Source organism: Colwellia sp. 12G3 (assembly GCF_002836775.1).
GTDB lineage: Bacteria > Pseudomonadota > Gammaproteobacteria > Enterobacterales > Alteromonadaceae > Colwellia.
On record NZ_PJAQ01000066.1, the window covers coordinates 600,866 to 626,714 of the forward strand.

Here is a 25,849-nt window from a genome sequence, read left to right on the forward strand (position 1 = left end):
TGCGGAGATGTTTGTTTGAGTAAAAAGTTAATTAAATCAGGGCTGATTGTTAGTGTAATGACATTGGTTTCTCGCGTTTTAGGTTTAGTGCGAGATGTTGTTATTGCCAATGTGATGGGAGCAGGGGCAATGGCTGATGTATTTATTCTTGCTAATAAAATCCCAAACTTTTTACGTAGATTATTCGCGGAGGGCGCTTTTGCTCAAGCTTTTGTTCCCGTTTTGAGTGAATTTCGAGTTAAAGATGAGCAAGACGCACAGGAAAGCGGTAAGCAAAATAATCACGAACAAACCCGTTTATTAATCGCGCAGGTTTCGGGTACGTTAGGTGTCATTGTAAGTATTGTCACTTTATTTGGTATGATTGCATCACCAGTGATTGTGATGCTTTTTGGTACGGGTTGGTTTGTTGATTGGTTAAATGACGCACCTGGTGGTGAGAAATTTGATATAGCCAGTAACTTATTATCAATCACTTTCCCTTACTTATGGTTTATTAGCTTTGTTGCGTTAACGGGTGCAGTGCTTAATACGATGGGGCGATTTGCTGTTGCTGCTTTCACCCCCGTTCTGTTAAATATCGCCATTATCGGCATGGCCATTTGGGGTTCTCCTTATTCTGAAAGTCCCGCTCACGCATTAGCTTGGGGGGTGTTTTTAGGCGGATTAATACAATTTCTTTTTCAGATTCCTTTTATGTACCAAGCAGGTATGCTTGTAAAGCCTAAATGGGCTTGGCGCAGTGAAGGCGTTACAAAAATTAGAAAACTCATTGTGCCGGCGTTATTTGGAGTATCAGTAACACAAATTAATTTACTACTTGATACCGTTATTGCCAGTTTTTTAATTACCGGGTCTATTAGCTGGCTTTATTTTGCCGATAGATTACTTGAATTCCCGCTCGGTCTTTTTGGTATTGGTATTGCGACAGTGATACTACCTAGCTTGTCAAAGCTGCACAGTAAAAATAGCCCCGCAGAATTTAGTGCAACGTTAGATTGGGGCATTCGAGTTATTTGTCTCTTTGGCTGGCCAGCGTTGGCAGGATTAATGGTATTAGCTCAACCTATTATTATGGTGTTATTTATGCGCGGTGAGTTTGACCAACAAACGGTAATACGCGTTTCGATGGCCTTATTTGCCTACCTATCAGGCTTATTGAGTTTTATGTTTATTAAGATACTCGCGCCAGGTTATTACGCACGACAAGATACCAAAACCCCTGTTAAAATTGGCATTATTGCTATGGCTGCTAACATGGTATTTAACTTAATGCTGGCACCTTTTATCGGGTATGTAGGTCTAGCCTTAGCAACTACGCTATCCGCAACGTTGAATGCTTGGTTATTATATCGCGGTTTAAAAGCACAAGGTGTTTATCAGCTATCAACTAAAACACTCATTTTTATTGCTAAATTAGTGCTTAGTGCTGGTGTTATGGCACTGGTCGTTTACCAATTATCCAGTGACTTTACTGTGTGGTTAGCGATGAGTTTTCTTGACCAAGTACAACAACTGACTATTTGCATTCTCTTAGGCGTTGTCAGTTACCTGATGATGATTATTTTGTTAGGTATACGTTTTAGTGATTTTAAAGTGTTAAAAGACGAAAAATAAGCGTAAATAAAGTGCTTGAACTACTGATTATTAGCGCGCGCTGTTATATAATTCGTCGATTTATTTTATGCGAATGTCAAAGTTGAGGTTCGTCAGTGGCTTATATTAGCCATTTAGCGTCATAGTAAAAGGTAGAATAATAGCTAATGCAGTTAGTTCGTGGTGTACATAATATTCAATTACAAGATCATGGTTGTGTATTAACTATTGGTAATTTTGATGGTGTGCACTTAGGGCATCAGCAAGTGATTAAAGCCCTAGTAAGTAAAGCTAAAGCATTAGAATGTGTGGCTGCGGTATTGGTGTTTGAACCACAACCACAAGAGCTTTTTTCACCCGAAACTGCACCGGCTAGATTATGCCGATTACGTGATAAATATAATTTATTAGCGCAACTTGGCGTACAGCGACTTATTTGTGTCAATTTTACCGCTAAATTTGCTAATCAAAGTGCCGAGCACTTTATAGAAAATTTATTGGTTAAAAAGTTAGGCATAAAGCACCTTATTGTCGGTGATGACTTTCATTTTGGTAAGAATCGTACCGGTAACTTCTCTATGCTATGTCAAGCGGGAGAAAAGTACGGCTTTGATGTTTCAGATACCGCAAGTTACAAAATGGCGGATTGCAGAATTAGCTCTACCGCTATTCGTCAAGCATTTGAGCAAGATGACTTAGTGTCAGTTAAACAGATGTTAGGCAGAGAGTACTCGATCATTGGTCGGGTGTTTCATGGTGATAAGCGTGGTCGTCAATTGGGATTTCCAACCGCTAATGTTTTGCTTAAAAGGCGAGTTTCACCGTTAAGTGGTGTTTTTGCTGTAATGGTAAAAACAAATAGTGGTCAATTTAAAGGTGTTGCAAACATTGGTGCTAGACCAACGATTAATGGCGTTAGACAACAGCTAGAAGTACACATTTTTGATTTTGATGAAAACCTGTATGGACAATGTATTGAGGTGATAGTGAAGAAAAAACTACGCCCAGTGATTAAGTTTGACAGCCTTGAAGCGCTTACTACGCAAATTCATCAAGATTGTGAACAAGCTAAACAAGTATTCGCTTAAGGCACTACTTGTACTTTATTTTCGATAGTTAAAAAATAATATATTCAATTAACAGTTATGAATCTGGTTGATATTTATAGCGTTTCGTTAAGTTTATCAGCCAACAGAAACGGATAATGATTTACATGAGTGATTACAAACAGACCTTGAATTTACCAGCTACTTCTTTCGCTATGAAAGGTAATATGGCTAACCGTGAACCTAACATGCTCAAAGATTGGGCAGCTAAAGATCTTTATGGCAAGATTCGTGAAGCCAAGAAAGGTAAAAAGTCATTTATTCTTCATGATGGCCCTCCTTATGCTAATGGTAATATTCATTTAGGCCATGCCGTTAATAAAATCTTAAAAGATATTATTGTTAAATCAAAAAACTTATCTGATTTCAATTCTCCTTTCGTACCAGGCTGGGATTGTCATGGTTTACCGATCGAATTAATGGTTGAGAAAAAAGTAGGCAAGCCAGGTCATAAGATTAGCGCTAGCGATTTTCGTCAAAAGTGTCGTGAATATGCAGCTAAGCAAGTCGATGGTCAACGTGAAGATTTTAAACGTTTAGGTATTTTCGCTGATTGGGAAAACCCATACTTAACAATGGATTTTGGCACAGAAGCCAATATTATCCGTTCATTAGGCAAAATTGCTGAAAATGGTCACTTACATCAAGGTTTTAAACCTGTGCATTGGTGTACTGATTGTGGTTCGTCTTTAGCTGAAGCTGAAGTTGAATATAAAGATAAACAATCACCCGCTATCGATGTGAAATTTACTATTAGCGACGAAACCGTAGCAGATAAATTCTCTCACCCAGAAGACCATAAAGGGACAGGTGAAATCGGCGTTGTGATTTGGACAACAACACCTTGGACACTTCCTGCTAACCGTGCGATAGCAGTAAATTCTGAGGTTGAATATACTTTAGTTCAATGTGAACAGGCAGGTAAAAAGCAACGTTTAATCATTGCTTCTGATTTAGTTACTACCTGTATGGATCGTTTCGGCTTTGATAAATACCATGCATTAGGTTTCTGTAAAGGTAGCGAGCTAGAGCTAGTGCAATGTCAACATCCATTCTATGACTTTACGGTTCCGGTTGTTTTAGGTGAACATGTAACGACAGACTCAGGTACAGGTTGTGTACATACTGCACCTGGTCACGGTGTAGAAGATTTTGTTGTTGGTAAGCTATATGACTTAGAAGTGGCTAATCCTGTTGGCGCTAACGGTGTATATCTTGAAGATACGCCATTACTTGCTGGCCAACATGTATTTAAAGCCAATGCTAGTGTGGTTGAGTTGTTAAAAGAAAACGGGGCATTAGTACATCATCATGCGTTAGATCATTCTTACCCGCATTGTTGGAGACATAAAACACCACTAATTTTCCGTGCTACGCCGCAGTGGTTTATCAGCATGGACAAAAAAGGTTTACGTCAAGATTCATTAAACGAAATCGAAAAAACACAGTGGATCCCTGATTGGGGTCAACGCCGTATTGAATCTATGGTTGAAGGTCGTCCAGATTGGTGTATCTCACGTCAACGTACGTGGGGCGTGCCTATGGCATTATTTATTCATCAAGATTCAGGTGCATTACATCCACGTAGCATTGAGTTGATTGAAGAAGTTGCTCAGCGTGTTGAAAAAGAAGGCATTCAAGCATGGTTTGATTTAGAGCCAAGCGAGCTAATTGGTGATGATGCTAAAGAATACATTAAAGTACCTGATACCTTAGATGTATGGTTTGATTCAGGTACTACCCACGAATCAGTTATCAAAGCACGCGAAGAATTTGACGATATTGCAGATTTATACCTTGAAGGCTCAGATCAACATCGTGGTTGGTTTATGTCATCAATGATTTCATCGGTTGCGATGAATGGTAAAGCGCCATATAAGCAAGTGCTTACTCACGGTTTTGTGGTTGACGCTAAAGGTCACAAAATGTCTAAGTCGTTAGGTAATGTTATTACCCCAAAAGAAATTACTAACAACTTAGGCGCTGATATTTTACGTTTGTGGACTGCTTCAGTAAATTACACGCAAGAAATAACTGCGGGTGATGAGATATTTAAACGTCAAGCTGATGCCTATCGCCGTATACGTAATACATCACGCTTCTTATTATCTAACTTAAATGGTTTTGAACCAGCGACTCACAGCGTTGCTTTTGACGATATGGTTGCTTTAGATCGTTGGGTAGTTGAACAAGCAGCACGTTTACAAGAAGAAATTATTAACGCGTACGATGAATATGAATTTCACGTAGTAGTGCACAAAATTATGAACTTTTGTACTAACGAGCTTGGTGGTTTCTACTTAGATATTATCAAAGATAGACAATATACCGCTAAAAGTGATTCTAATGCGCGTCGTTCATGTCAAACAGCTATGTACTTAATTGTAGAAGCAATGACAGCGTGGATGGCACCAATATTGTCATTTACGGCACAAGAAATTTGGGAAGCTTTACCATTACCTGTAAGCGGTGAGCGAGATGAGTTTGTCTTTACTGGTGTTTGGTTTGATGGTTTAGCTAAGCAAATTGAAAACAGTAACTCAGTAGATGAACTTGGTAACGAATACTGGACTGAACTGCTTACTGTTCGTGGCGAAGTAAACCGTGCGTTAGAGCAAGCAAGAAAAGATAAGTCTGTTGGTAAAGCGTTAGAAGCACAAGTCACTTTGTTTGCTACCCAAGAGTTAGCGACTAAATTAGCTAAACTGGGTGAAGAACTTCGTTTTGTGTTAATCACTTCAAAAGCAACGATTGAAATAGTAACAGCGGCACCGGAAAATGCGCTTGATACTGAAGTAGAAGGCTTATGGTTATCAGTAGCCCCTGCAGAAGGTATTAAGTGTGACCGTTGCTGGCATGTCACTACAGACATTGGCGAAAGCGAAAAACACCCTGAGTTATGTGGTCGTTGTATCACTAATGTTGATGGTGAAGGTGAAACAAGACAGTTCGCTTAATTAATTCATTAGTTTGAATTAAAGTTAACTGAATCTAGTTTAACAAATATTTATTATTGGGCTATTACCTACAACCTATTATAGGGCGTTAGTAATAGCTTATTTAATTGCGCTATATGAGATTATCACCATTGAAAAAATTATTTAATGACACAGGGTTACGTTGGTTATGGCTAACTTTACTATGCTTAATCATTGATCAAGTAAGTAAACATTGGGTTGCAGGTACGTTTGACTATAAAGAAACCTTGTCTGTTTTGCCTTTTTTTAACCTCACATATGTTCATAATCCCGGAGCAGCCTTTAGCTTTTTAGCTGACCAAGGTGGTTGGCAGCGTTGGTTTTTTACCGCAATAGCCAGTATTGCTAGTATCGTATTTCTCGTTTGGATGGCGAAAACGCCCAAGCAGCAGCGTTTATTAAGTATTGCATTTGCGATGATTTTAAGTGGCGCGGTAGGTAACTTAATCGATAGAGCATTATTTGGTTATGTTATCGACTTTCTAGATTTTCATTGGGCTGGCTACCATTTCGCCGCGTTTAATATTGCTGACTCCGCTATTTTTATTGGTGCAGCCTTAATGATTTTTGAATCATTCACTAATACAGAAAATGATGACGAAAAACAAAAGAATAAAACAAATAAGATAGAGAGCTAATAATGACCGATTTAACGCAAGTACAGATTCAAAGTGACTCAAGCATTCTTGTTCATATAACGATGAAATTAAGTGATGGTTCGGCTGCTGATAGTACAAAAGTAAACAATAAACCAGCAAAAATCATTATGGGCGATAACAGTATTTCTCCTGCTTTTGAAGCTGAGCTAATTGGTATGAAAAAAGGTGATTCAAGAGAATTTACCCTTGAAGCAAAAGATTCCTTTGGTGAGACGAATCCAGACAATATTCACTATATGGGTATTGATAAGTTTTCTGCTGAAGTGCCTGCAGAAATAGGTAATATTATTACCTTTTCTCAACCCGGTGGTGAGCTACCAGGCATGATTAAAGAGGTTAATGGTGACTCTGTTACTATCGATTTTAATCACCCACTTGCAGGACAAACTGTTACGTTTGTCATTGATTTAGTCGACATCCTTTAGTAAATGATAGGTATATATAGTGAATTATTTAGCTCTTGATGCCTCAACTGAAGCATGCTCTGTTGCGTTGCAAGTAAACGGTAAAACCTTCTCTCGATATGAGCTTTGCCCACAGTCGCATAGTTTACATTTACTACCAATGATAGATGCAGTACTTCAAGAAGCCGGTATAAAGCTAGCCGAACTTGATGGTCTTGTTTTTGGTCAAGGGCCAGGTAGTTTTACTGGTGTTCGTATTGGTGTTGGTGTTGCTCAAGGCTTAGCCTTTTCGGCTAACTTACCTGTTGTAGGTGTTTCTAGCTTACAGGCTATGGCACAATTGGCTTATATAAAACATGGTCAAAAACAAGTTGTTGCGGCAATAGATGCCCGTATGTCTGAAGTTTATAATGGCTGCTTTGTCCTTGATGAAAACAATATTATGCAAGCACAACAAGCTGAAGCGGTTACACCACCGGAGAAACTAACAGAACATCTTTCATCAGTGCTTACTGCTTCTTTCTATGCTGTTGGCACAGGTTGGGATGCGTACTCTGAAAAACTAGGTGAACAGTTGTTGTCATTGAAAGTAAATGAAGGCAGTCCTGAGGTGTTATTCCCGACAGCAGAAGCTATGTTGAGTATTGGTAAAGTAAAATTAGAACAAGGGCAGGGCGTATCAGCTGAAGATGCTCAGCCGGTATATGTTAGAGATACTGTTTCTTGGAAAAAGCTACCGGGTAAATAAAAAAAGTCTATTCTTGTCAGTAAATTGTGATCAGAAAATTCTGGAATAAAACTATAGCAGAACATTATGGCAGTACATTATGACGAGTAGCCCACAAAATATTAAATCCAGCTTTTGGAAAAAATATCAATTATATTTCCTCTTGGTGGCGGCCATTGTCATCAGACAAATCCCTATCGTCTCTATCCCGCTGAATTGGTTGGAAACATACTTTCATGAAATAAGTCATGGTATTGCTGCATTGCTTACCGGTGGTGAAATCATCAATATTCAACTGTTTGCTACAGGCGCTGGGCTATGTACTACCCAAGGTGGTTTAAGCTTTTTTATTACCTTCTTTGGTTATGCCGGAGCAACTGTTTGGGGTTGGCTACTATTCAAGCTGGCGAATAGTCATCAACGTACTGCACAAATTTTTTCTGGCGTGATGATCGTTTTACTGCTTGCTTCCATCGTCTTATGGGCAAGAGACTTGCTGACTATGATTATTATCGGGAGCTTAGCCGTGATGTTTGTATTTACGGTAAAAATGCGTCGCTTATATTATTTGCAATTATTGTTAAAGTTTTTTGGTTTGAGTATTTTATTAAATAGCTTATTTAGTCCAACATACTTATTTGATGGTCGTGATTTAGGGGATGGTGCCACTTTAGCTTCTATGACAATGGTTCCTGAGTTAGTTTGGGTCTTATTATGGTGTGTGCTAGCTATTACAGCTTTGTATTCCTTAATTAAAACCAATAAAAAGTCTCATTTTTAATAAGGGATCCACTTAAAGCTTTAACTCAAAGAATTAACTCACAGGTATATCCTTATGACAGATAACAATGAAATTGATGAGCTTAGCTATCAGTTAGGTGATTTATCACTTACCGCACTCGCTTGTGGGAATAAAGAACATCAACCAATGTTATGTTTACATGGCTACTTGGATAATGCAGCGAGTTTTCTCCCCTTAATGCAGCAAACAGCGCAAGAAAGTGATTTACTGCATAATAGGCGTATTATTGCACTTGATTGGCCAGGACACGGTCACTCAGACCATCGTAGTGTTGGTGCTCATTACCATTTTTTTGATTATGTCAGTGATTTATTTGCCCTATTTGAACTTAATAATTGGCAAGCTATCGATATTGTTGCTCACTCAATGGGGGCTATGATTGCGAGTGCTTTTGCTGCCGCTTTTCCTGAAAAAGTAAAGTCATTGACGTTAATTGACTCGTTTGGTTTTATTTGTGCTTCCGCAGAGCAAACGACTGAACAGTTACGAAAAGGCGTATTGAGTCGGGTGAAATCAGTTAAGTCTAGCCGAGCCTTTACTGCAGAAACAGCAGTAAAAGCTCGACAGCATGTTTCTGACTTAAATACGGAACATGCCAAGTTAATTGTACAAAGGTCCTTGATTCAGGTTGAGGCGACATCAAGTGAGAAAGCTGCGGTTGATGACACTAGTGTCTTATATCGTTGGCGTTCAGATCCGCGGTTACGTACTCTATCTCCTTATCGATTAAGTTTAGCGCAGGGGCAGCAGTTGTTTAGTGATATTAAATGTCCCTTACAACTAGTCTATGGTGATAAAGGCATGGAAATGGTTACAACAGGACTTGAAAATTTTTCTGCCTTTGTTAATAACCTAATAACGACTAAGCTGGAAGGTGGTCACCATGTCCATATGGAACAAACGAAGGAATTATCATCTTTACTTAGTCATTTTCTCAGTAAAATTCAAACAAGCGTTTAAATTTGTGGCGTATTGCTAAAAAATTTGATAAAACTGTATTATTGAAATATTAGTTGCTGCAAATAAAATGATTATTAAAATAAATAGCAACATAATCACCTATTGAGGAAAGCCGTTGTGGAAAAAATTTGGTTAGAAAAAAGTTACCCTAGTGATGTGCCGTTTGAAATTGATGCGGATAAATATCCATCTATTGTGGCTATGTTCACAAAATATTCTACAAAATTTAGTGATAAAACAGCTTTCATTAATATGGGCGCTTCCATTACGTATGAAGAACTGTCAATTCAAGCAACGGCTTTTGCAGCATACTTACAACAAGATTTAGGTCTAGAGAGAGGCGATAAATTCGCCATTATGGTACCTAATTGCTTACAGTATCCAATCGCGTTATTTGGTGCTTTATTAGCCGGTCTTACCGTAGTCAATGTAAACCCTTTATATACAGCCCGTGAACTTGAGCACCAATTAAAAGATTCTGATACCAAAGCAATGTTGATCATAGAAAACTTTGCGCAAACACTTGAAAAAGTTGTTGATAAGACCGCAGTGAAACATGTCATCATGACATCATTGGGTGATCGTTTGGGCTTAGTAAAAGGCACTGTAGTAAACTGTGTAGTTAAGTACGTTAAAAAAATGGTACCAGCCTTCAATTTGCCACACGCAGTACGTTTTAATACGGCTTTATCACGTGGTTTAGGGCTTACATTATCCCCCGTTGAATTGTGCGGAGATGATCTCGCCTTTTTACAATATACCGGCGGCACAACAGGCTTATCTAAAGGCGCAATGTTGACTCACCGAAATATGGTAGCTAACTTGCAACAAGCTAAAGCGGCAATATTCCCAATGCTAGAAGAAGGTCAAGAGCTCGTTGTTACAGCGCTACCGCTCTATCATATCTTTGCTTTGACAGCGAATTGCCTAACATTCTTTACTATGGGTGGTACCAATTTATTGATTACCAACCCAAGAGATATGCCTAACTTTGTTAAAGAATTATCAAAGTACCCATTTACCGCAATTACGGGCGTAAATACCTTATTTAATGGCTTATTGAATACCCCTGGCTTTAGTGAACTTAACTTTAGCACGTTAAAAATGTCGCTTGGTGGCGGAATGGCAGTACAACGTCCTGTTGCTGAACGTTGGCAGCAAGTAACCGGTACCCGTTTGTTAGAAGGCTATGGCTTAACTGAGTGTGCACCTCTCGTAACGATAAGTCCTTACAACCTTGAGGCTTATGACGGTAGTATAGGTCTTCCTGCGGCTTCAACTGACGTTAAAATTATGCGCGAAGATGGGCATGAAGCCGATATTGGCGAGTCTGGCGAAATGTGGGTTAAAGGCCCTCAAGTCATGACAGGTTATTATAAATGCGAGGAAGCGACTGCTGAAGTCTTAAAGGATGGCTGGTTTGCTACGGGTGATATTGCCATGATGGATGATAGAGGTTTCTTCACCATTGTTGATCGGAAAAAAGACATGATTATCGTGTCTGGATTTAATGTTTATCCCAATGAAATTGAAGAAGTACTTGCCATGCATGAGGGCGTGTTAGAATCGGCCGCTATTGGTATACCTCACGAAGTTTCAGGTGAGATTGTCAAAGTTTTTGTGGTAAAGAAGTCGGATGATTTAGATGAGGAAACACTTATCAAACATTGTCGTGAAAACTTAACAAATTACAAAGTACCAAAATTAGTTGAGTTTAGGAAAGAATTACCTAAAACCAATGTAGGTAAAATCCTAAGAAGAGAGCTTCGTTAGGTCGTTAATAGTAATACAGATATGAATTCTGCAATGAATTCATATCAATAAATAAAAAAGGCAAGCTGTAATAGCTTGCCTTTTGTATTTGAAATTCTGCAGTACCAAATTGATTTTTATTGAGCTTTTAGCGTTTGACCATTTACTTCCACACTATCATCAGACATCAAATAAACATATAAAGGCATAATATCTTCTGGATTAGCAAGTTCATCTTTATCTTCCGCGGGGAAAGCACAAGAGCGCATGTTGGTATTGGTAGCGCCTGGATTTATCGCATTAGTACGTAAATTTGATCCTTCATATTCATCAGCAATAACTTGCATCATACCTTCAGTGGCAAATTTAGATATGCTATATTGGCCCCAATAAGCTCGGCCTTGACTACCCACACCTGAAGAGGTAAAAACTAAAGAAGCGCTTGGTGCTAACAATAACGTCGGAATTAAGGTTTGAGCCAATAAACATTGTGCGGTGACGTTGACTTTCATCACATCATTAAATATTTGTTCATGCATTTGAGTGAACGGTGTTAGTTCACCTAAAATAGACGCATTAAGTAATACACCATCAAGTTTACCGAATTGACTGGCAATCGTTGAAGACATATCAATATAGTTTTGTTTAGTCGCACCTTTCAAATCAAGGGGGATAATAGCCGGCTCTGCTTGACCTAAAGCAACAATTTCATCATACACAGCTTCAAGTTTACTAACCGTTTTGCCCAGTAAAATTACTGTAGCGCCAAGTTGGGCATAAGTTAATGCAGCAGTGCGGCCGATACCAGCCCCAGCACCCGTAACTAAAATCGTTTTGTTGGTTAAACAGGCGTCTTTTATTGAATAATTAAACATCTTGGGATCTTATTGCTGTGAGTGAGGAAATTACTTGTCTATTCTACGCGTTGACATTTTCATTGACGAGCAAAAAGTTTCTTTTGGTTACTAAATAGAACAAAAAAGTAAAAAATCACTGGAACCTTAGGACATCTTGGGGTAACTTGAACTGGTCTTACTAGTTATTCAAACATTAGTTTGAATAACTAGTTTAACTGTTGAAATAAAAATAACTTAAAAAAATACATAATAAATATTACGGCATTGGGGAATTTAACATGAAAAAGCTAGCTCTCAGTCTTGCTATTATTAGCGCACTTGGTTTAAGTGCCTGTGATAGCGAAACTATCGAAGATGTACAAAAAGAAGTCGCAGAAAATGGTACAGCTGTTACCTCCCTTGCACGAGTCGTTTTTGATCCCGGTGCTGCTAAACCACGCTTATCTATCCCTAATGACTTATTATTTTCAGGAACACAAGATGGCACGCTTAATTTACCTGTAGCAGATGCAACTGATTTTAGTGATCCAATAGTAGCAATGAGTGCATTGGATGGTTGGTCAACGACAAACCCGTTTGTACTTGCAGTAGATTTTCCAGCAGGGGCTTCATTAGATGCCGCGAGTGTTTTTGATGGGAATTCTGTAAAAATATATGAAACTTTAATGGGCGGTGCTGCCGGCTGTGAAGCTGTCCCACGCGGTGCTGCTTGTACGGTTGTTGCTGAATTAACCTTCGGTGTTGATTTTGTTGCGCAAGCTAAAGGCAATAGTATTGCTATTGTGCCGATGAAGCCGTTAAAAGGTAAAACCACTTATGTGGTTGCGTTAACCAATAACCTGAAGGATAGTAATGGTAAATCAGTTGCTGCTTCAATAACCTATGATCTTGTTCGACAAGATATAACGACTAATCCATTGGCAACAGCAAGCCAATTACAACTTCAAGGCTTAGTAAATAGTTTTGAAAACGCAATTGTTGGTGCAGGCGCTGAAAAAGATAACTTAATTTATACTTTTGCAATGACAACACAATCGACTACCGATGTATTGTTTACCGTTAAAAGCTTGTTAGCTGCACCTTTAGCACAAGGTGGTTTACCTCCTATTGTTTCAGTAACAGATACTACAATTACAGTTGCTACAGCTTTTGCTATGCAAGGCATAGTGCTTCCTGATAATTTAAACGCGTTATACTCAACAGCTCAATTATATTCAGGCTCTGTTACGCTACCTTATTATTTAGGTGTGCCGACTCAAGAATTCCCTATGGCACCAGTTACTGATTGGTGGACAGCTTTGTGTGACTCAGGTGCTATGTTAGCTGGCTTAGCAGCTGCTAATCCAGGTGCTATACCTGAAGGGCCGTTATCACAATCTGATGGCGTTTGTATGGCAGTGTCAGAGGCAGGTGGTTTAGCTGCACCAGGTTTACGAGATTTAAGAACCGTGATGCCGTTAGATACAGAACGTAACTTAACCAAATTTAACCCAGTACCTGAACCAAGCGGTGTAAGTGATATCCCCGGGGTAACAGATCCATCAATTCTCGATGTGCAAATGACCACGCCGGTTATTTCTCCGACAACTGATTACGTTCGTTCAACCTTTGGCTTACCTGCGCTAACTGAAATGCCAGCAAATGGCTGGCCAGTAGTTATTATGCAGCATGGTATTACTTCGAAAAAAGAAGATATGCTTGCTATGACAGGTGTTTTATCAGCCTTTGGTTTTGCAACTGTTGCAATTGATCACCCGTTACACGGTAGTCGTGGTTTTGATATAACTGGTCCTGATGGTATTCCTGACGGCGTTGATGATATTAACGCTTCTACCGTTTCAGCTACTCATTACATGAACTTAGCTAGTTTACTTACTACACGTGATAATTTACGTCAGTCAGCAAGTGATATGTTGGGCCTACGTTTAGGTTTAAATGCGGTTGTTGGCGCAAATGTTGATGCGAGTAATGTACACTTTTTAGGTCATTCATTAGGTGCTATTACAGGAATTAATTTAGTAGCTCTAGCTAATGCACCACTTAACCCTGCGATAGACCCTGCATTCAAAATCACTTCAAATTCACAGGCTATGCCTGGTGTGATGATCGCAAACTTCTTAATGGAATCAGGTGCTTTTGGTGATGTAATTAAATCGAACTTAGTTTATGGTTCATCTCCTGAGTTTAAAGCTATGGTCGATGCAGCGTACCCGCCAGAAAGTGGCGGAGCTTCAGAAGCTGAGTTAGTTGGCGCATATCTAGCCTTTTATGCAGCACTTACTCCTGAGCAACAAGCAGGTATAAATGGTGTCTTTAGTCAATTTACTTTTGCAGCACAAACAGTTACTGATTCTGGTGATCCAGCTAACTATGCGAGTATTATCCAAGCAACTCAAACTCCGACTCATTTAATTGAAGTTGTGGGTAATGGTGTCGATAGCAATGGTGTTCAATGCAAAGATATATTAGATACTGATAACTGTTCTGACCAAGTTATACCTAATACTGTTACAACTACTCCATTTGGTGGCACAGAAGGTGCAATTGCCTTATTAGGTTTACCAAGTGTTAGTAGTACAACCGAAGGCTCTGGTGCGGTACGTTTTATTTATGGTCATCATGGCTCTATCTTAAGTGCAGCTCCTAACAGTTCTTCTATTCAAGATCCTCTAGTGACTGGTGCAGCCACTCAAGAGATGCAAGGGCAAGTAGCTGGATTCTTTGCTACTATGGGCCAATTAATTACGGTAACTAATACCGAAATTATTAAATAGCTCCTTTCTAGCTTTTTACTTTTTAAAGCCCTCTTTTGAGGGCTTTTTTATTGCCAAAAATTTCTATTTTCTAACATTGTTTGCAATACAGGAAAATAGTGTAGAATTAGCGCAAATATTTTATCTACGTTTAACAATCTAATCCTCAGGAGCTCTCTTGGAATTTTTATACGAATACGGTTTGTTTTTAGCTAAAGCAATAACGTTTGTTTTGGCCGTAATAGCCATTATTATTGCGATTGCGGGTGCTGCGACAAAACAGCAGCACAAAAAAGGTGAGCTTGATATCACCGACTTATCTGAACAGTTTACAGAAACTGAAGAAGATATTATTCATGCGTTATTGAGCAAGGAAGAATTTAAAGACAAAGAAAAAGCCGATAAAAAACAAGAAAAAGAGCAAGCTAAAGCTGACAAAAAATCAGCTAAAGCAGGAGAAGAAAGTCCAGCCAAAAAGGCGCATGTATTTGTTGTTGACTTTAACGGTAGTATTGATGCCAAAGAGGTCAGCTCTTTACGTGAAGAAGTTTCAGCGATACTTTCGGTGGCAAAACCTGAAGATGAAGTTTTTGTTCGTTTAGAGAGCGGCGGCGGCATGGTGCACGGCTATGGTTTAGCCTCATCACAACTTGACCGCATTCGCCAACATAATATTCCACTAACAGTATCGGTAGATAAAGTCGCTGCTAGCGGTGGTTACATGATGGCTTGTGTAGCAAACAATATTATAGCAGCACCTTTTGCCATTCTAGGCTCTATTGGTGTTATTGCTCAAGTCCCAAACTTTAATAAACTACTTAAGAAACATGATATCGACTTTGAACAATTTACTGCGGGCGAATTTAAACGCACAGTAACTATGTTTGGTGAAAACACTGAAAAGGGTAAAGAAAAATTCATCGAAGAGCTGGAAGAAACGCACGTTTTATTCAAAAACTTTGTTAGTGAGCGTAGACCAAGTTTAGATATGGCAAAGGTAGCAACTGGTGAGCATTGGTTTGGTACAACAGCGCTAGAACTTGGTCTCGTTGATAGTATTCAAACCAGTGATGATTACTTACAAGGCAAAAGTAAAAGCCATAAAGTCGTTGCTATTAAGTATGAAGTGAAAAAAGGCTTAGCTGAAAAATTCTCTAGAGCAGCTTCACTGTCAGCTGAAAGCTTTTTAGGCAAGTTATTACAACGCAATAATATCTTCCCTGGTTAGTCGTTGGTTAATTAACGGGTAACCGCAACAGCTTGAATGCATAGTTACTTCAGTTCATACAAGTAATCCAGTTGAATATAAAATAAAAAAGCCTTACTGAGTTAACTCAGCAAGGCTTTTTTTGTTCTGCAATAGCTAGCTATATTAAGAGGTGTTAATTATCTTTTAGGTGCTTAAAGTCGATATCTTCAATGTTATGACCAGCTTGTGGGTCAAGATACATTTCATTATCAAATTGATCTTCACTCTTGGCAACTACGATACTCACCATACTATCGCCAGTAACATTCACTGCGGTACGTGTCATATCAAGTAATCTATCAACACCAATAATCAGCGCAATACCTTCAACAGGTAAGCCTACTTGCTCTAATACCATGGCTAACATAATTAAGCCCACTCCTGGCACACCAGCGGTACCTATAGAAGCAAGGGTTGCGGTAAGAACAACGGTTAAGTAGTCAGCTAGCGTTAAATCTTGGGTAAAGACCTGCGCTATAAATACTGTGGCCACACCTTGCATGATTGCTGTCCCATCCATATTAATGGTGGCGCCCAGTGGCACAGTAAATGAAGCAATAGAGTTTTTAACACCCATCTTCTTCGTTGCTGTTTCTAAAGTGACAGGAATGGTTGCATTAGAGCTAGCGGTGGAAAAAGCAAAAATAGCAGCATCGCGCATTTTCTTTAAAAAGATTAATGGGTTTAAACCGGTAAATAATTTTAAAATAATAGGATAAGTCACTAAGGCATGAATAATAAGTACAAAAAATACTACTAAGAAATATTCAATTAAATTACCAAAGGTAGTTAGTGAAACCGTGGTAAATAATGTTGCCAATAAGGCAAATACTCCATAAGGGGCAATATTCATCAAGATAGTTACCAGACGCATGATTACTTCACTTAAATCTTCAAATAATGTAGCAACACGCTCACCAGCTTTTCCTGAGAGAGCGATAGCAATACCGAACAGTAATGCAAAAACGATTACTTGCAGCATATTTCCTTGTGCGAATGATTCAAAAGGATTAGTTGGGAACATTTGAATAATTACTTGCGCTAAAGAAGGAGCTTCTCTACCAGAAAAACTACTGTTAGCAACCATATTCACCCCTTCGCCCGGAGCAATGATAAGGGCAATAAAAATAGCAAAGCTAATAGCTATAGCTGTAGTAGCAAGATATAACGCGACGGCTTTACCACCGATACGGCCAAGCTTGCTGGTATCTTTCAACGAACATACCCCACAAACAAGCGATACAAAAACAAGTGGTACAACCAACATACGTAAACTGGCCATAAAAACTTGGCCAATAACCTCTAAGATACCATCTACAAAAAAGCCTTTTAGAGACAGCTCAAATAGATAGAGGTTGATAACTTTGTCTGAGCCATTAGGCATCAGCCATTGTAAAAATGTACCTAATAAAATACCGGCAACCATACCGATAACAATACGGCTGGTTAAACTGGCTTTATTTGGGGTCGGGGAAGTCGTTTTATCAATTGTCATAGGGTCTATGTTACTTCAGCTAGGTTGTAAGTTAAGTTGTAATTATTATACATATATTACACATCCGAGTTCAGCGTTAAGGTTAGCAATAATTACCTAGATTAAAAACTACTTTATTTTTACTGTTTTTCACGAAGTCATAAGTAAAAAACACTTAACTAAGTAAATGTTTGTAATTATTTTTTAATAAGCAGTACCTTTTTGTTATTTATCAGTTAATATGGTTTATTAAGTATATTTATAAAAAGAAACTGAGGATGCTTTAATGCAGTTACTTCGACGTATAAGTTTTACCCTGTTATTGATGTCAATGATGACACTTGTAGCTTGTGGTGATGGAGATGGTGATCTAACAGGTGGTGATGGCGGAGGCGATACGCCTGATGCAGTCACTTTAACGGTAACCAAATCTGATGGTGATTTATCTGCAGCAAATGATATTACGGTTTTTGCAACTGTTTTAGATAATGGAAGTGCCGTAGTTAATAAAACGGTTACCTTTACCTTAGCCGTTGAAGGCTCTGCTACATTCGACCCTGTTGCAGGTACAGCGACAACCGATGCAAATGGTATTGCAAGCATAACTGTAAAAGTAACCGATATGAAAGGCTCGGTAAATGTCATTGCTACCTATGAAAGTGCTACAGATAATATTAGCTTTGATAGTGCCGGAGATGGTGACGGTGATGTATCTAACTTAATTAAGATCTCCATTGCTAAGTCAGAGGGCGATTTGTCTGCAGATAATAGTATTATTATTTCTGCAAGTTACTTATCAGTAAGTACTGGTGAAGGCGTAGAAGGTGAACTTATTACCTTTACTTTGAATGATCCTGCAATGGCAACGTTTGACCCCGCTATAGGTACTGCAGTTACTGATGCTTCGGGTGTAGCGCAGATTACAGTTAAAGTTACGGATGTCGCTGGTGGTGTTGAAGTTACAGCTACTGTTGGTAAAGTTACAGATTCTGCTTCTACTTCTATCGGTTTTACGAGTATCGGTGATGGGGTTAAAGTAATAGTAGGAGAGCCGAAAGCTGCTTCGATTAACTTATTTGCCAGTACACAGCAACTTGCTTCAAGTGGTTCGCAATCTATTGAATTGACCGCTATTGCTAAAGATGTAAATAATAATTTGCTCGAAGGAGTAACTATTCAATTTTCACCAAGTTCGGGTGAGCTAGGAAACATACTTGATGAAAATGGGGAAAGTTCAGATGTCACTGGTCCAGATGGTAAAGTGATCAAAAAGTTATCTACTCAAATTAACCCTAGCAATAGAATTATTACAGTAACAGTAACGAGTGGGGATATTACCGATTCGTTAGATATCGAAGTGGTTGGAACAACATTGACTCTTACTGGTTCGGCTTCTTTGGCACTAAATGATGCAGCTACTTATATAATTAATGTTTTAGACTCAGATGGTAATGGCGTAGCTAAAACAGACGTCGCGATATCATTATCTGATACAGGTACCGCTGAAATCACTATTCCTACCATGGTAACCACAGATTCAGAAGGTCAAGCTACGTTAGGAGTAACTGGTACCAGTGGTGGTACAAATACTATTATTATTGCCGCATTAGGCGCTACGGCAAGCCAAAATGTATCAGTGCAATCTGACTCATTCTTGTTTACTAGTTTTAGTAACGGCGTTGATACTATTAATCCATCAAACACCCCTGTTATTCCTGATGTTTCGTTAGCACAAACGGCTACAGTAACACTGACTTGGCAAAGAGATGGGGTAATAGTAGCAGATGGCACAGCTGTAACCTTTACCACAACTCGTGGTGTTTTATTAGGTGCCTCGTCGGGTACAACAGTTGATGGCAAGGTGAGTATATCCTTAACTTCAACGGATGCTGGCAAGGCTTTAGTTACTTTTGTTGGAAAAGATAGTGTTAATGGAAATGCAATTGAGCTAACTAATTATCTAGAATTTGAATTTTTTGCTGACAGTGCTGCAACGATTAAAGCGCAAGCGTCACCCAATTCAATTGGTCCAAATGAGCAGACTTCGACAATTTCTGTTGTGGTTAAAGACGCTAACGGTAATCTGGTTAAGAATAAAAAAATCAAGTTCGTATTAACTGATATTAGTGGTGGTGCAATATCTCCTGCAACTGCGGTAACTAATAGTAGCGGTACTGCTTCAACAATTTATACCTCTAACAGTACTTCCGCCAAAGATGCAGTAGTAATTACCGCTATTGTGGAAGATGATACTGACATATTCGATACTGTTAATTTAACCGTATCTGGTCGTGAATTATTTATTTCATTAGGTACGGGTAATGAATTAGAAGAGCTAGGCACTACTGATTATGTAAAAGAGTATTCTGTCTTTGTTACCGATGCAGAATCAAATGCTGTTGAGAATGTTGCATTAACAGTATCAGCGATTCCAAAAAGCTATTACAAAGGCTTCTGGATGCCAACTTTTGATGGTGATGAGTTTGTTGTTTGGTTAGCTTCTGGTGTCGGCTCTCTCCCATCAATGGCTGTTTGGAACGCACCTACTAAATGCAGTAATGAAGATGTTAACTTCAATGGTATTTTAGATGATGGCGAAGACTTTAATAATGATGGTGAGCTAACGCCGGGCAATATAGTGTCAGTCAGTGGTACATTTGTTACAGATGCTGATGGTCGCTCAGTCATTAGAGTTATTTATCCACAAAGTTATGCCCATTGGGTTGATACTAAGCTCATTGTTTCAGGTAAAGTGACGGGAAGTGAAAGTTCTACTCAAACTATATTTACCTTGCCAGTATTATCTGCTCATGTTAATACTGAAAAAGTAATTCCCCCTACTCAAGCCATTGGAACCATTGGCCCATTTGGAATGCTTGCCGATTGTGCTCTTAATATTGAAAATGAAGGTTAACGTTAAGTTATATTAACTTTGCAATAAAAAGGCTCCTAAGGAGCCTTTTTTATATGTTCTTGTATTTTAATGAAACTTACTGATTACTTAGCCATCTCTTTAAGCAAAAATGCTGAAATATCCGCGCCTACTTTTAAGGTTTTCTCTTGTCCTGCTACCCCTTGACCACAACTGTCAGTAAATGGGGCTATCTCCATCATATCAGCACCTGTTATAGGGTACTTAGCAGCTAAAGCGCGCAAGATATCCATGGCATCATCTGGCATTAAACCATCAGGCTCAGGTGTACCTGTAGCACAAGCAAAACTGTCATCAATGGCATCTATATCAAAACTGACATACAGTTCGTCAATATTTTCATCCCTAAGTTGGGCGAAAATGTTTTCTATCGTTTGGTCAATACCCTGTGCTTTAATATCTTTTGCCCAATGCTGTCTAACGCCAAATGTCTCTTCCCAGTGACTTTGTGGTCTGCCGCTAGAGCGAATACCCACTTGAATTAGATGATGTTTCTCATGTAGGTCATCTAATATGTGTGTGCACCAAGAGCCGAAACATAAATCAATACCTAAACGTTCAACCAATAAGTCGGTATGAGCATCAAAGTGTATTATTGCCGCGCGCTTACCTTGTTGTTTTTTAGCTTGCAAATAAGCTTTAGTTAAGGGGTAACTAACACTGTGATCACCACCAATGCCAAAAATACCTTTGTCAGGGAATTCTGCGTAGAAGTCATGTAAAACATCTTCTGTAATACTTAATGGGCTGATAGGGTAGTTACTATGTTCATCTTGATATAAGGCTTTTTTACAGTTAGCTATAGTCGCATCATTTAGATATTTATCAGATAATAAGTGTGGAATTACTCGAACATCACCTAAATCAAATGCGGTTAACTCAGGATACTTATCTAATAAAGTAGATCGTAAAAATAATGGCCCCCAGTTAGCACCACGTAAAATCCCACCGCCACAATCTGATGCTACACCTAAAACAACTGCCTTAGATGCCTCTGGCAGTTGTTTTAATGATGCTTTCCATAAATCTTCAACTCCGACAGCTTGTCCGAAAATAGTTTGGTGTAATTGCTCTTTACGCTCCTTAGCGGTATTTACAGTAAATACGCCATTGCCAGGAGGACACAAACAATTGCTAAGTTTGTTATAAAATGTTGATGTAATTGGTGTCATTTGAGCTCTCTATTTGATTATTTACATGGGCTATCTACTGAGGAATATGACCCCCATACTTTCTTTATTTAAATATTTTTAACATTATGCTCTTATGTTTTATCGTAAAGTCGATTATGATTGCCGCTAAATGTAGGCAAAATGTGACTAAGCGCACAGTGATATCAATTCTGCCTATTATAGCTAAAACCAGTAACTGGGTGAATAGCATTCGCTGAGATGTAAAATAATTACTTGTCAGGTTGCATATTTATAGATATACCTATAAATAGTTATGCAAAAAATAATTTTAAATAAAATGTTTTTTTTATCGCTAGCAAGGTCATAACAAGTACGCTCGCACTTTTTTGATTAAATTGGCGTTTGAATAAAAAGACAAAAAATAATTTGTCTTTATCGAAGGATTATAAATTTTTATGGCAAAATCACTAGTTATTGTCGAGTCGCCAGCCAAAGCGAAAACAATTAATAAATATCTAGGTAATGACTTTATTGTAAAGTCGAGTGTAGGTCATGTACGTGATCTTCCACACAGCAGCACAGGCAAGAAAGTTGCTGCCAAGTCTCCGGCTGAGGTGCGTAAGATGGCACCAGAAGCAAAAGCCAAATACAAAGCTAAGCGAGATAAACAGGCGTTAATCAATCGCATGGGCATTGACCCAGAGAATAACTGGGCGGCCAATTATCAAATACTGCCAGGTAAAGAAAAAGTTGTTGCAGAGCTTAAAAAATTAGCAGACAAAGCCGACATTGTTTATCTCGCAACCGATTTGGATCGCGAGGGAGAAGCGATTGCCTGGCATTTAAAAGAAATTATTGGTGGGGAAGATGAAAAGTTCCGCCGTGTAGTTTTTAATGAAATAACTGAAAGTTCAATTCAACAGGCATTTTCTACGCCGGGTGAGTTGAGTATGCCAGGTGTTAATGCCCAGCAAGCAAGACGTTTTCTCGACCGTGTGGTTGGCTTTATGGTTAGCCCACTATTGTGGAAGAAGGTGGCTCGTGGTTTATCTGCAGGACGTGTTCAGTCTGTTGCAGTAAAATTAGTGGTTGAAAAAGAACGTGAAATAAAAGCGTTTGATCCAAAAGAATTCTGGGAAATTGCTGTTGATACCCACGCAACCACAGGTGAAGTACTAGCTCTTGATGTTACCCATGAAAATGGAAAAGCTTTTAAGCCGACGACTGAAAAAGAGACCAATGCCGCTTTAGCAATATTAAAACCGGCTGATTATGCGGTTAGTAAACGTGAAGATAAACCGTCAAAAAGTACACCGTCTGCACCGTTCATCACCTCTACACTACAGCAAGCTGCAAGTACTAAATTAGGTTATGGCGTTAAACGTACCATGGGCTTAGCTCAACGTTTATATGAAGCGGGTCATATAACTTATATGCGTACCGATTCAACCAATCTAAGTAAAGATGCGGTAGAAATGTGTCGTAATTACATTACTGATAGCTTTGGTGAAAACTACTTACCTGAAAAAGTAAAAGTTTATGGCTCTAAAGCCGGTGCTCAAGAGGCTCACGAAGCAATACGCCCATCAAACGTTAAACTTGAAGCTGCATTTCTTGAGGGTATTGAACCCGATGCTAAGAGGCTATATGAGCTGATTTGGCGTCAGTTTGTTGCCTGTCAAATGACTGCTGCGCGTTATACAGTTAGCACTCTCACTATTAGTGCTGCTAGCTTTGATTTAAAAGCTAAAGGCCGAGTGATGCAGTTTGATGGTTGGACAATTGTTCATCCACAGTTGAGTAAAGGTGATGATACACACTTACCCGATTTAAAAGTTGGCGAAACATTAACGTTAGATAATATCGAGCCAACTCAGCACTTTACTAAGCCGCCAGCACGTTTCGGCGAAGCATCATTGGTAAAAGAGTTAGAAAAACGTTCTATCGGTAGACCTTCAACGTATGCGTCAATTATTTCAACGATTCAAGATCGCGGTTATGTTCGATTAGACAAAAAACGTTTTTACGCTGAAAAAATGGGTGAAATTGTTACTAACAGTTTATCTGGTAGCTTTGAAAAATTAATGAGCTACGAATTTACCTCGAATATGGAACAAGAGCTTGATGAAATAGCAGGTGGTACTGCTGATTGGAAAGGTGTTTTAGATGAATTTTATAAAAACTTTACCAAACAATTATCTAAAGCTGACCAACCATCAGAAGATGGTGGTATGCAAACTAATGAACCGGTATTAACTGATATTGATTGTCCTACCTGTAATCGTAAAATGGGCATTCGAACGGCTCAAACGGGTGTGTTCTTAGGTTGTTCTGGTTACGCTCTACCACCAAAAGAACGTTGTACAAAAACGATGAACTTAACGGCTGGTGAAGAAGCTGAAAGTGTTTTAGCAGAAGATGCTGAAACTGAAGCGCTTATGGCAATGCGCCGTTGTGATAAATGTGGCACCGCGATGGATAGTTACCTCATTGACGAAACACGAAAATTACATGTTTGTGGTAACAACCCAGTATGTGATGGCATTGAAGTTGAAAAGGGCGAATTTAAAATTAAAGGTTATGATGGACCCATCTTAGATTGTGACCGTTGTGAATCTCCAATGGAGTTGAAATCTGGCCGTTTTGGTAAGTATTTCGATTGTACTAATGAAGAATGTAATAATACTCGTAAGTTATTAGCGAGTGGTGAAGCCGCGCCACCAAAAGAAGACCCAGTACAATTGCCTGAGCTTGAGTGTGAAAAATCTGATGCTCACTTTGTACTTCGTGATGGTGCGGCAGGTATCTTTTTAGCTGCGCATACTTTTCCACGTTCAAGAGAAACTCGAGCGCCAAAAGTAGCCGAGTTACAAAGGTTCAGAGACCGTATTTCTGAGAAATTCTATTATTTAGCGGATGCACCTGCAGAAGATAATGAAGGGAATTTATCGGTAGTACGTTACAGCCGTAAAACCAAAGAACAGTATGTAATGACTGAGATTCCTACTGAAGAAGGCAAGCCTAAAGCAACAGGTTGGACTGCTAAATACGTTGATGGGAAGTGGGTAGAAGAAGTACCTAAACCAAAAAAGAAAGTAGTAAAAAAACCTGCAGCTAAAAAGTCTGCAGCAAAGAAAACGAGTAAAGATTCTGCTGAGTAAACAAACTCTGCGCTCAAAAAAAGGTACCCAAGGGTACCTTTTTTTTTGTTCAAATTAATCATTACATAGATAACGTGAAGACTTCTTTAATAGAGAGCTAATCCATCCCCTCTAACTCATCTATCACTTTTCTTGCTTGTGCTAAGGTACAGTCAGTGTGAGCTATCAAGTTAGCGATAGTCAGAGTTTTCAGACGACTTGCAAGTGTTACCAAGTTTGCATGATTTAAGTGTAGGTATTCTTTTCTAAGACGCTTTGCTAGCCAGAGCCAGCTTACTTCGTGTTCCAGTTCTATAAACGTTACTATAGCTTGTAATTGCGTTAAGTTTGTTTTCAATTGCCAATTTCTAGAGCGTCCTATACGATTTAAGTCACAACCTTGCTGTCTTATATAAGTCTTTAAAACGTATGATTTTATTGTTCGGCGTAAAAAGGAAGGCAAGTTAATAGTATTAATTATTTCCACTGTATTAATCGTCTTGAATGGTTTTAGCTAAGCAGCTGATAAACTACTTAGCTAAGAAATTACCATTTTTTCTTCGGTTGGAATAATAAATCTAATTCATTCTCTTCGCTTTTTGCTTTTTTAGCAGCATCTTTGGCATTGGTATGTTTTAAAGCGTCAGTGATATCTTCTAGTTGTTGTACGATATCAGCTTGCCTCGTTGTAACATAATCATTCTTTACCGGGGTGCTCGCTAAACTTTGCAAAGCTTTTTCAAAATATTGTCTGGCGGAGCCAAGCATTTCTTTATTAAAAGCTATGGTACCGCGCTTAACTAAGCTTTCAATATTGATTTTTAATTGCATGACAGCTAATCGTTGGTCTTCAGCCGTGTATGTTTGCGCGTCTAAAGCTCCTTTAGTTTGCTCTGACTTAAGCACGGCACGCAATTTCTTAATACATTGTAAAATGGCAACAAGTTGTTGCTCGTTATCTGGCAAGGTAAAATTATCATCTGTGACATTTTGCGTATCTGCAAGCTCTTCAGAGGCTTTTAATCGAGATGTTAATTCTTGAACTCTTTTTTTTATGCCTTTTACTACCGGCATAAGTTCTTGCATACTCTTGGCTGCATTTAAACTGCGTCGGTTTAATATTTTGATAATATTAGGGTTGCTGGGTAAGTTAGCTAAATTAAGGATCAGTTCTTCACTTTCATCAATAATCGCTTTTTGTTTCGATACTTTAATCCGTTTTTCTGCTTCTAATTTTTCTTTATGTTGTTGAATGGAAGTCACCACAACAACAATAACGATTAAGGCAATAATTAGCCCAACAATAATAGCAATCATTTAAGATTCT

At 38.8% G+C, this 25,849-nt stretch carries 18 protein-coding genes; 13 read left to right on the top strand and 5 right to left on the bottom strand.

What is annotated here, in order from left to right:
- Positions 1 to 15 precede the first annotated feature (15 nt).
- From murJ to fadD, 9 genes are all read left to right on the top strand, one after another.
- Positions 16 to 1,617, top strand: coding sequence for a murein biosynthesis integral membrane protein MurJ (murJ, locus tag CXF71_RS16975; RefSeq protein ID WP_101234106.1), 1,602 nt, complete (start codon positions 16 to 18; stop codon positions 1,615 to 1,617).
- Positions 1,618 to 1,763: 146 nt separating this feature from the next.
- On the top strand, positions 1,764 to 2,684 hold the full coding sequence (gene ribF, locus CXF71_RS16980) for a bifunctional riboflavin kinase/FAD synthetase (RefSeq protein WP_101234107.1): 921 nt from the start codon (positions 1,764 to 1,766) through the stop codon (positions 2,682 to 2,684).
- 125 nt (positions 2,685 to 2,809) lie between these two features.
- The gene (ileS, locus tag CXF71_RS16985; protein ID WP_101234230.1) at positions 2,810 to 5,659 is read left to right on the top strand and encodes an isoleucine--tRNA ligase; all 2,850 of its coding nucleotides are present in this window, start codon (positions 2,810 to 2,812) and stop codon (positions 5,657 to 5,659) included.
- Between the two features lie 116 nt (positions 5,660 to 5,775).
- The gene (lspA, locus tag CXF71_RS16990; protein WP_101234108.1) at positions 5,776 to 6,318 is read left to right on the top strand and encodes a signal peptidase II; all 543 of its coding nucleotides are present in this window, start codon (positions 5,776 to 5,778) and stop codon (positions 6,316 to 6,318) included.
- Positions 6,319 to 6,320: 2 nt separating this feature from the next.
- Positions 6,321 to 6,764 carry an FKBP-type peptidyl-prolyl cis-trans isomerase gene (gene fkpB, locus CXF71_RS16995; protein ID WP_101234109.1) on the top strand — a complete coding sequence of 148 codons (444 nt, stop codon included), beginning with the start codon at positions 6,321 to 6,323 and terminating at the stop codon, positions 6,762 to 6,764.
- A gap of 19 nt (positions 6,765 to 6,783) precedes the next feature.
- Positions 6,784 to 7,491, top strand: coding sequence for a tRNA (adenosine(37)-N6)-threonylcarbamoyltransferase complex dimerization subunit type 1 TsaB (gene tsaB, locus CXF71_RS17000; protein ID WP_101234110.1), 708 nt, complete (start codon positions 6,784 to 6,786; stop codon positions 7,489 to 7,491).
- Positions 7,492 to 7,570: 79 nt separating this feature from the next.
- Positions 7,571 to 8,251 carry a M50 family metallopeptidase gene (locus CXF71_RS17005; RefSeq protein WP_101234111.1) on the top strand — a complete coding sequence of 227 codons (681 nt, stop codon included), beginning with the start codon at positions 7,571 to 7,573 and terminating at the stop codon, positions 8,249 to 8,251.
- 54 nt (positions 8,252 to 8,305) lie between these two features.
- Positions 8,306 to 9,232 (top strand): alpha/beta fold hydrolase, encoded by a 927-nt coding sequence (locus CXF71_RS17010; RefSeq protein ID WP_101234112.1) that lies wholly within the window; start codon positions 8,306 to 8,308, stop codon positions 9,230 to 9,232.
- Positions 9,233 to 9,349: 117 nt separating this feature from the next.
- On the top strand, positions 9,350 to 11,005 hold the full coding sequence (gene fadD, locus CXF71_RS17015) for a long-chain-fatty-acid--CoA ligase FadD (RefSeq protein ID WP_101234113.1): 1,656 nt from the start codon (positions 9,350 to 9,352) through the stop codon (positions 11,003 to 11,005).
- A gap of 116 nt (positions 11,006 to 11,121) precedes the next feature.
- On the opposite strand, the gene CXF71_RS17020 is transcribed toward fadD, so the two are convergent.
- Positions 11,122 to 11,859 (bottom strand): YciK family oxidoreductase, encoded by a 738-nt coding sequence (locus CXF71_RS17020; RefSeq protein ID WP_101234114.1) that lies wholly within the window; start codon positions 11,857 to 11,859, stop codon positions 11,122 to 11,124.
- 260 nt (positions 11,860 to 12,119) lie between these two features.
- Here CXF71_RS17020 and CXF71_RS17025 point away from each other — a divergent pair, with 260 nt between their 5' ends.
- Positions 12,120 to 14,615 carry a VolA/Pla-1 family phospholipase gene (locus CXF71_RS17025; RefSeq protein WP_101234115.1) on the top strand — a complete coding sequence of 832 codons (2,496 nt, stop codon included), beginning with the start codon at positions 12,120 to 12,122 and terminating at the stop codon, positions 14,613 to 14,615.
- Positions 14,616 to 14,772: 157 nt separating this feature from the next.
- Positions 14,773 to 15,822, top strand: coding sequence for a protease SohB (gene sohB, locus CXF71_RS17030; RefSeq protein ID WP_101234116.1), 1,050 nt, complete (start codon positions 14,773 to 14,775; stop codon positions 15,820 to 15,822).
- Between the two features lie 154 nt (positions 15,823 to 15,976).
- On the opposite strand, the gene CXF71_RS17035 is transcribed toward sohB, so the two are convergent.
- Positions 15,977 to 17,338 (bottom strand): dicarboxylate/amino acid:cation symporter, encoded by a 1,362-nt coding sequence (locus tag CXF71_RS17035; protein WP_101234117.1) that lies wholly within the window; start codon positions 17,336 to 17,338, stop codon positions 15,977 to 15,979.
- 265 nt (positions 17,339 to 17,603) lie between these two features.
- Between CXF71_RS17035 and CXF71_RS17040 the strand changes: the two genes are divergently transcribed.
- On the top strand, positions 17,604 to 20,231 hold the full coding sequence (locus tag CXF71_RS17040) for a beta strand repeat-containing protein (RefSeq protein ID WP_101234118.1): 2,628 nt from the start codon (positions 17,604 to 17,606) through the stop codon (positions 20,229 to 20,231).
- Positions 20,232 to 20,314: 83 nt separating this feature from the next.
- On the opposite strand, the gene CXF71_RS17045 is transcribed toward CXF71_RS17040, so the two are convergent.
- Positions 20,315 to 21,421 carry an arginase family protein gene (locus CXF71_RS17045; RefSeq protein WP_101234119.1) on the bottom strand — a complete coding sequence of 369 codons (1,107 nt, stop codon included), beginning with the start codon at positions 21,419 to 21,421 and terminating at the stop codon, positions 20,315 to 20,317.
- Between the two features lie 416 nt (positions 21,422 to 21,837).
- On the opposite strand from CXF71_RS17045, the gene topA reads away from it, so the two are divergent.
- Positions 21,838 to 24,543 (top strand): type I DNA topoisomerase, encoded by a 2,706-nt coding sequence (gene topA / locus CXF71_RS17050; RefSeq protein ID WP_101234120.1) that lies wholly within the window; start codon positions 21,838 to 21,840, stop codon positions 24,541 to 24,543.
- A 97-nt stretch (positions 24,544 to 24,640) separates the two neighbouring features.
- Here topA and CXF71_RS17055 read toward each other — a convergent pair whose 3' ends face one another.
- Together CXF71_RS17055 and CXF71_RS17060 are read right to left on the bottom strand one after the other, a co-directional pair.
- Positions 24,641 to 25,009 carry a ribosome recycling factor family protein gene (locus CXF71_RS17055; RefSeq protein WP_101234121.1) on the bottom strand — a complete coding sequence of 123 codons (369 nt, stop codon included), beginning with the start codon at positions 25,007 to 25,009 and terminating at the stop codon, positions 24,641 to 24,643.
- Positions 25,010 to 25,068: 59 nt separating this feature from the next.
- A complete protein-coding gene (locus CXF71_RS17060) occupies positions 25,069 to 25,839 on the bottom strand; it encodes a hypothetical protein (protein WP_101234122.1) in 771 nt (256 codons plus the stop codon).
- Positions 25,840 to 25,849: the final 10 nt, after the last annotated feature.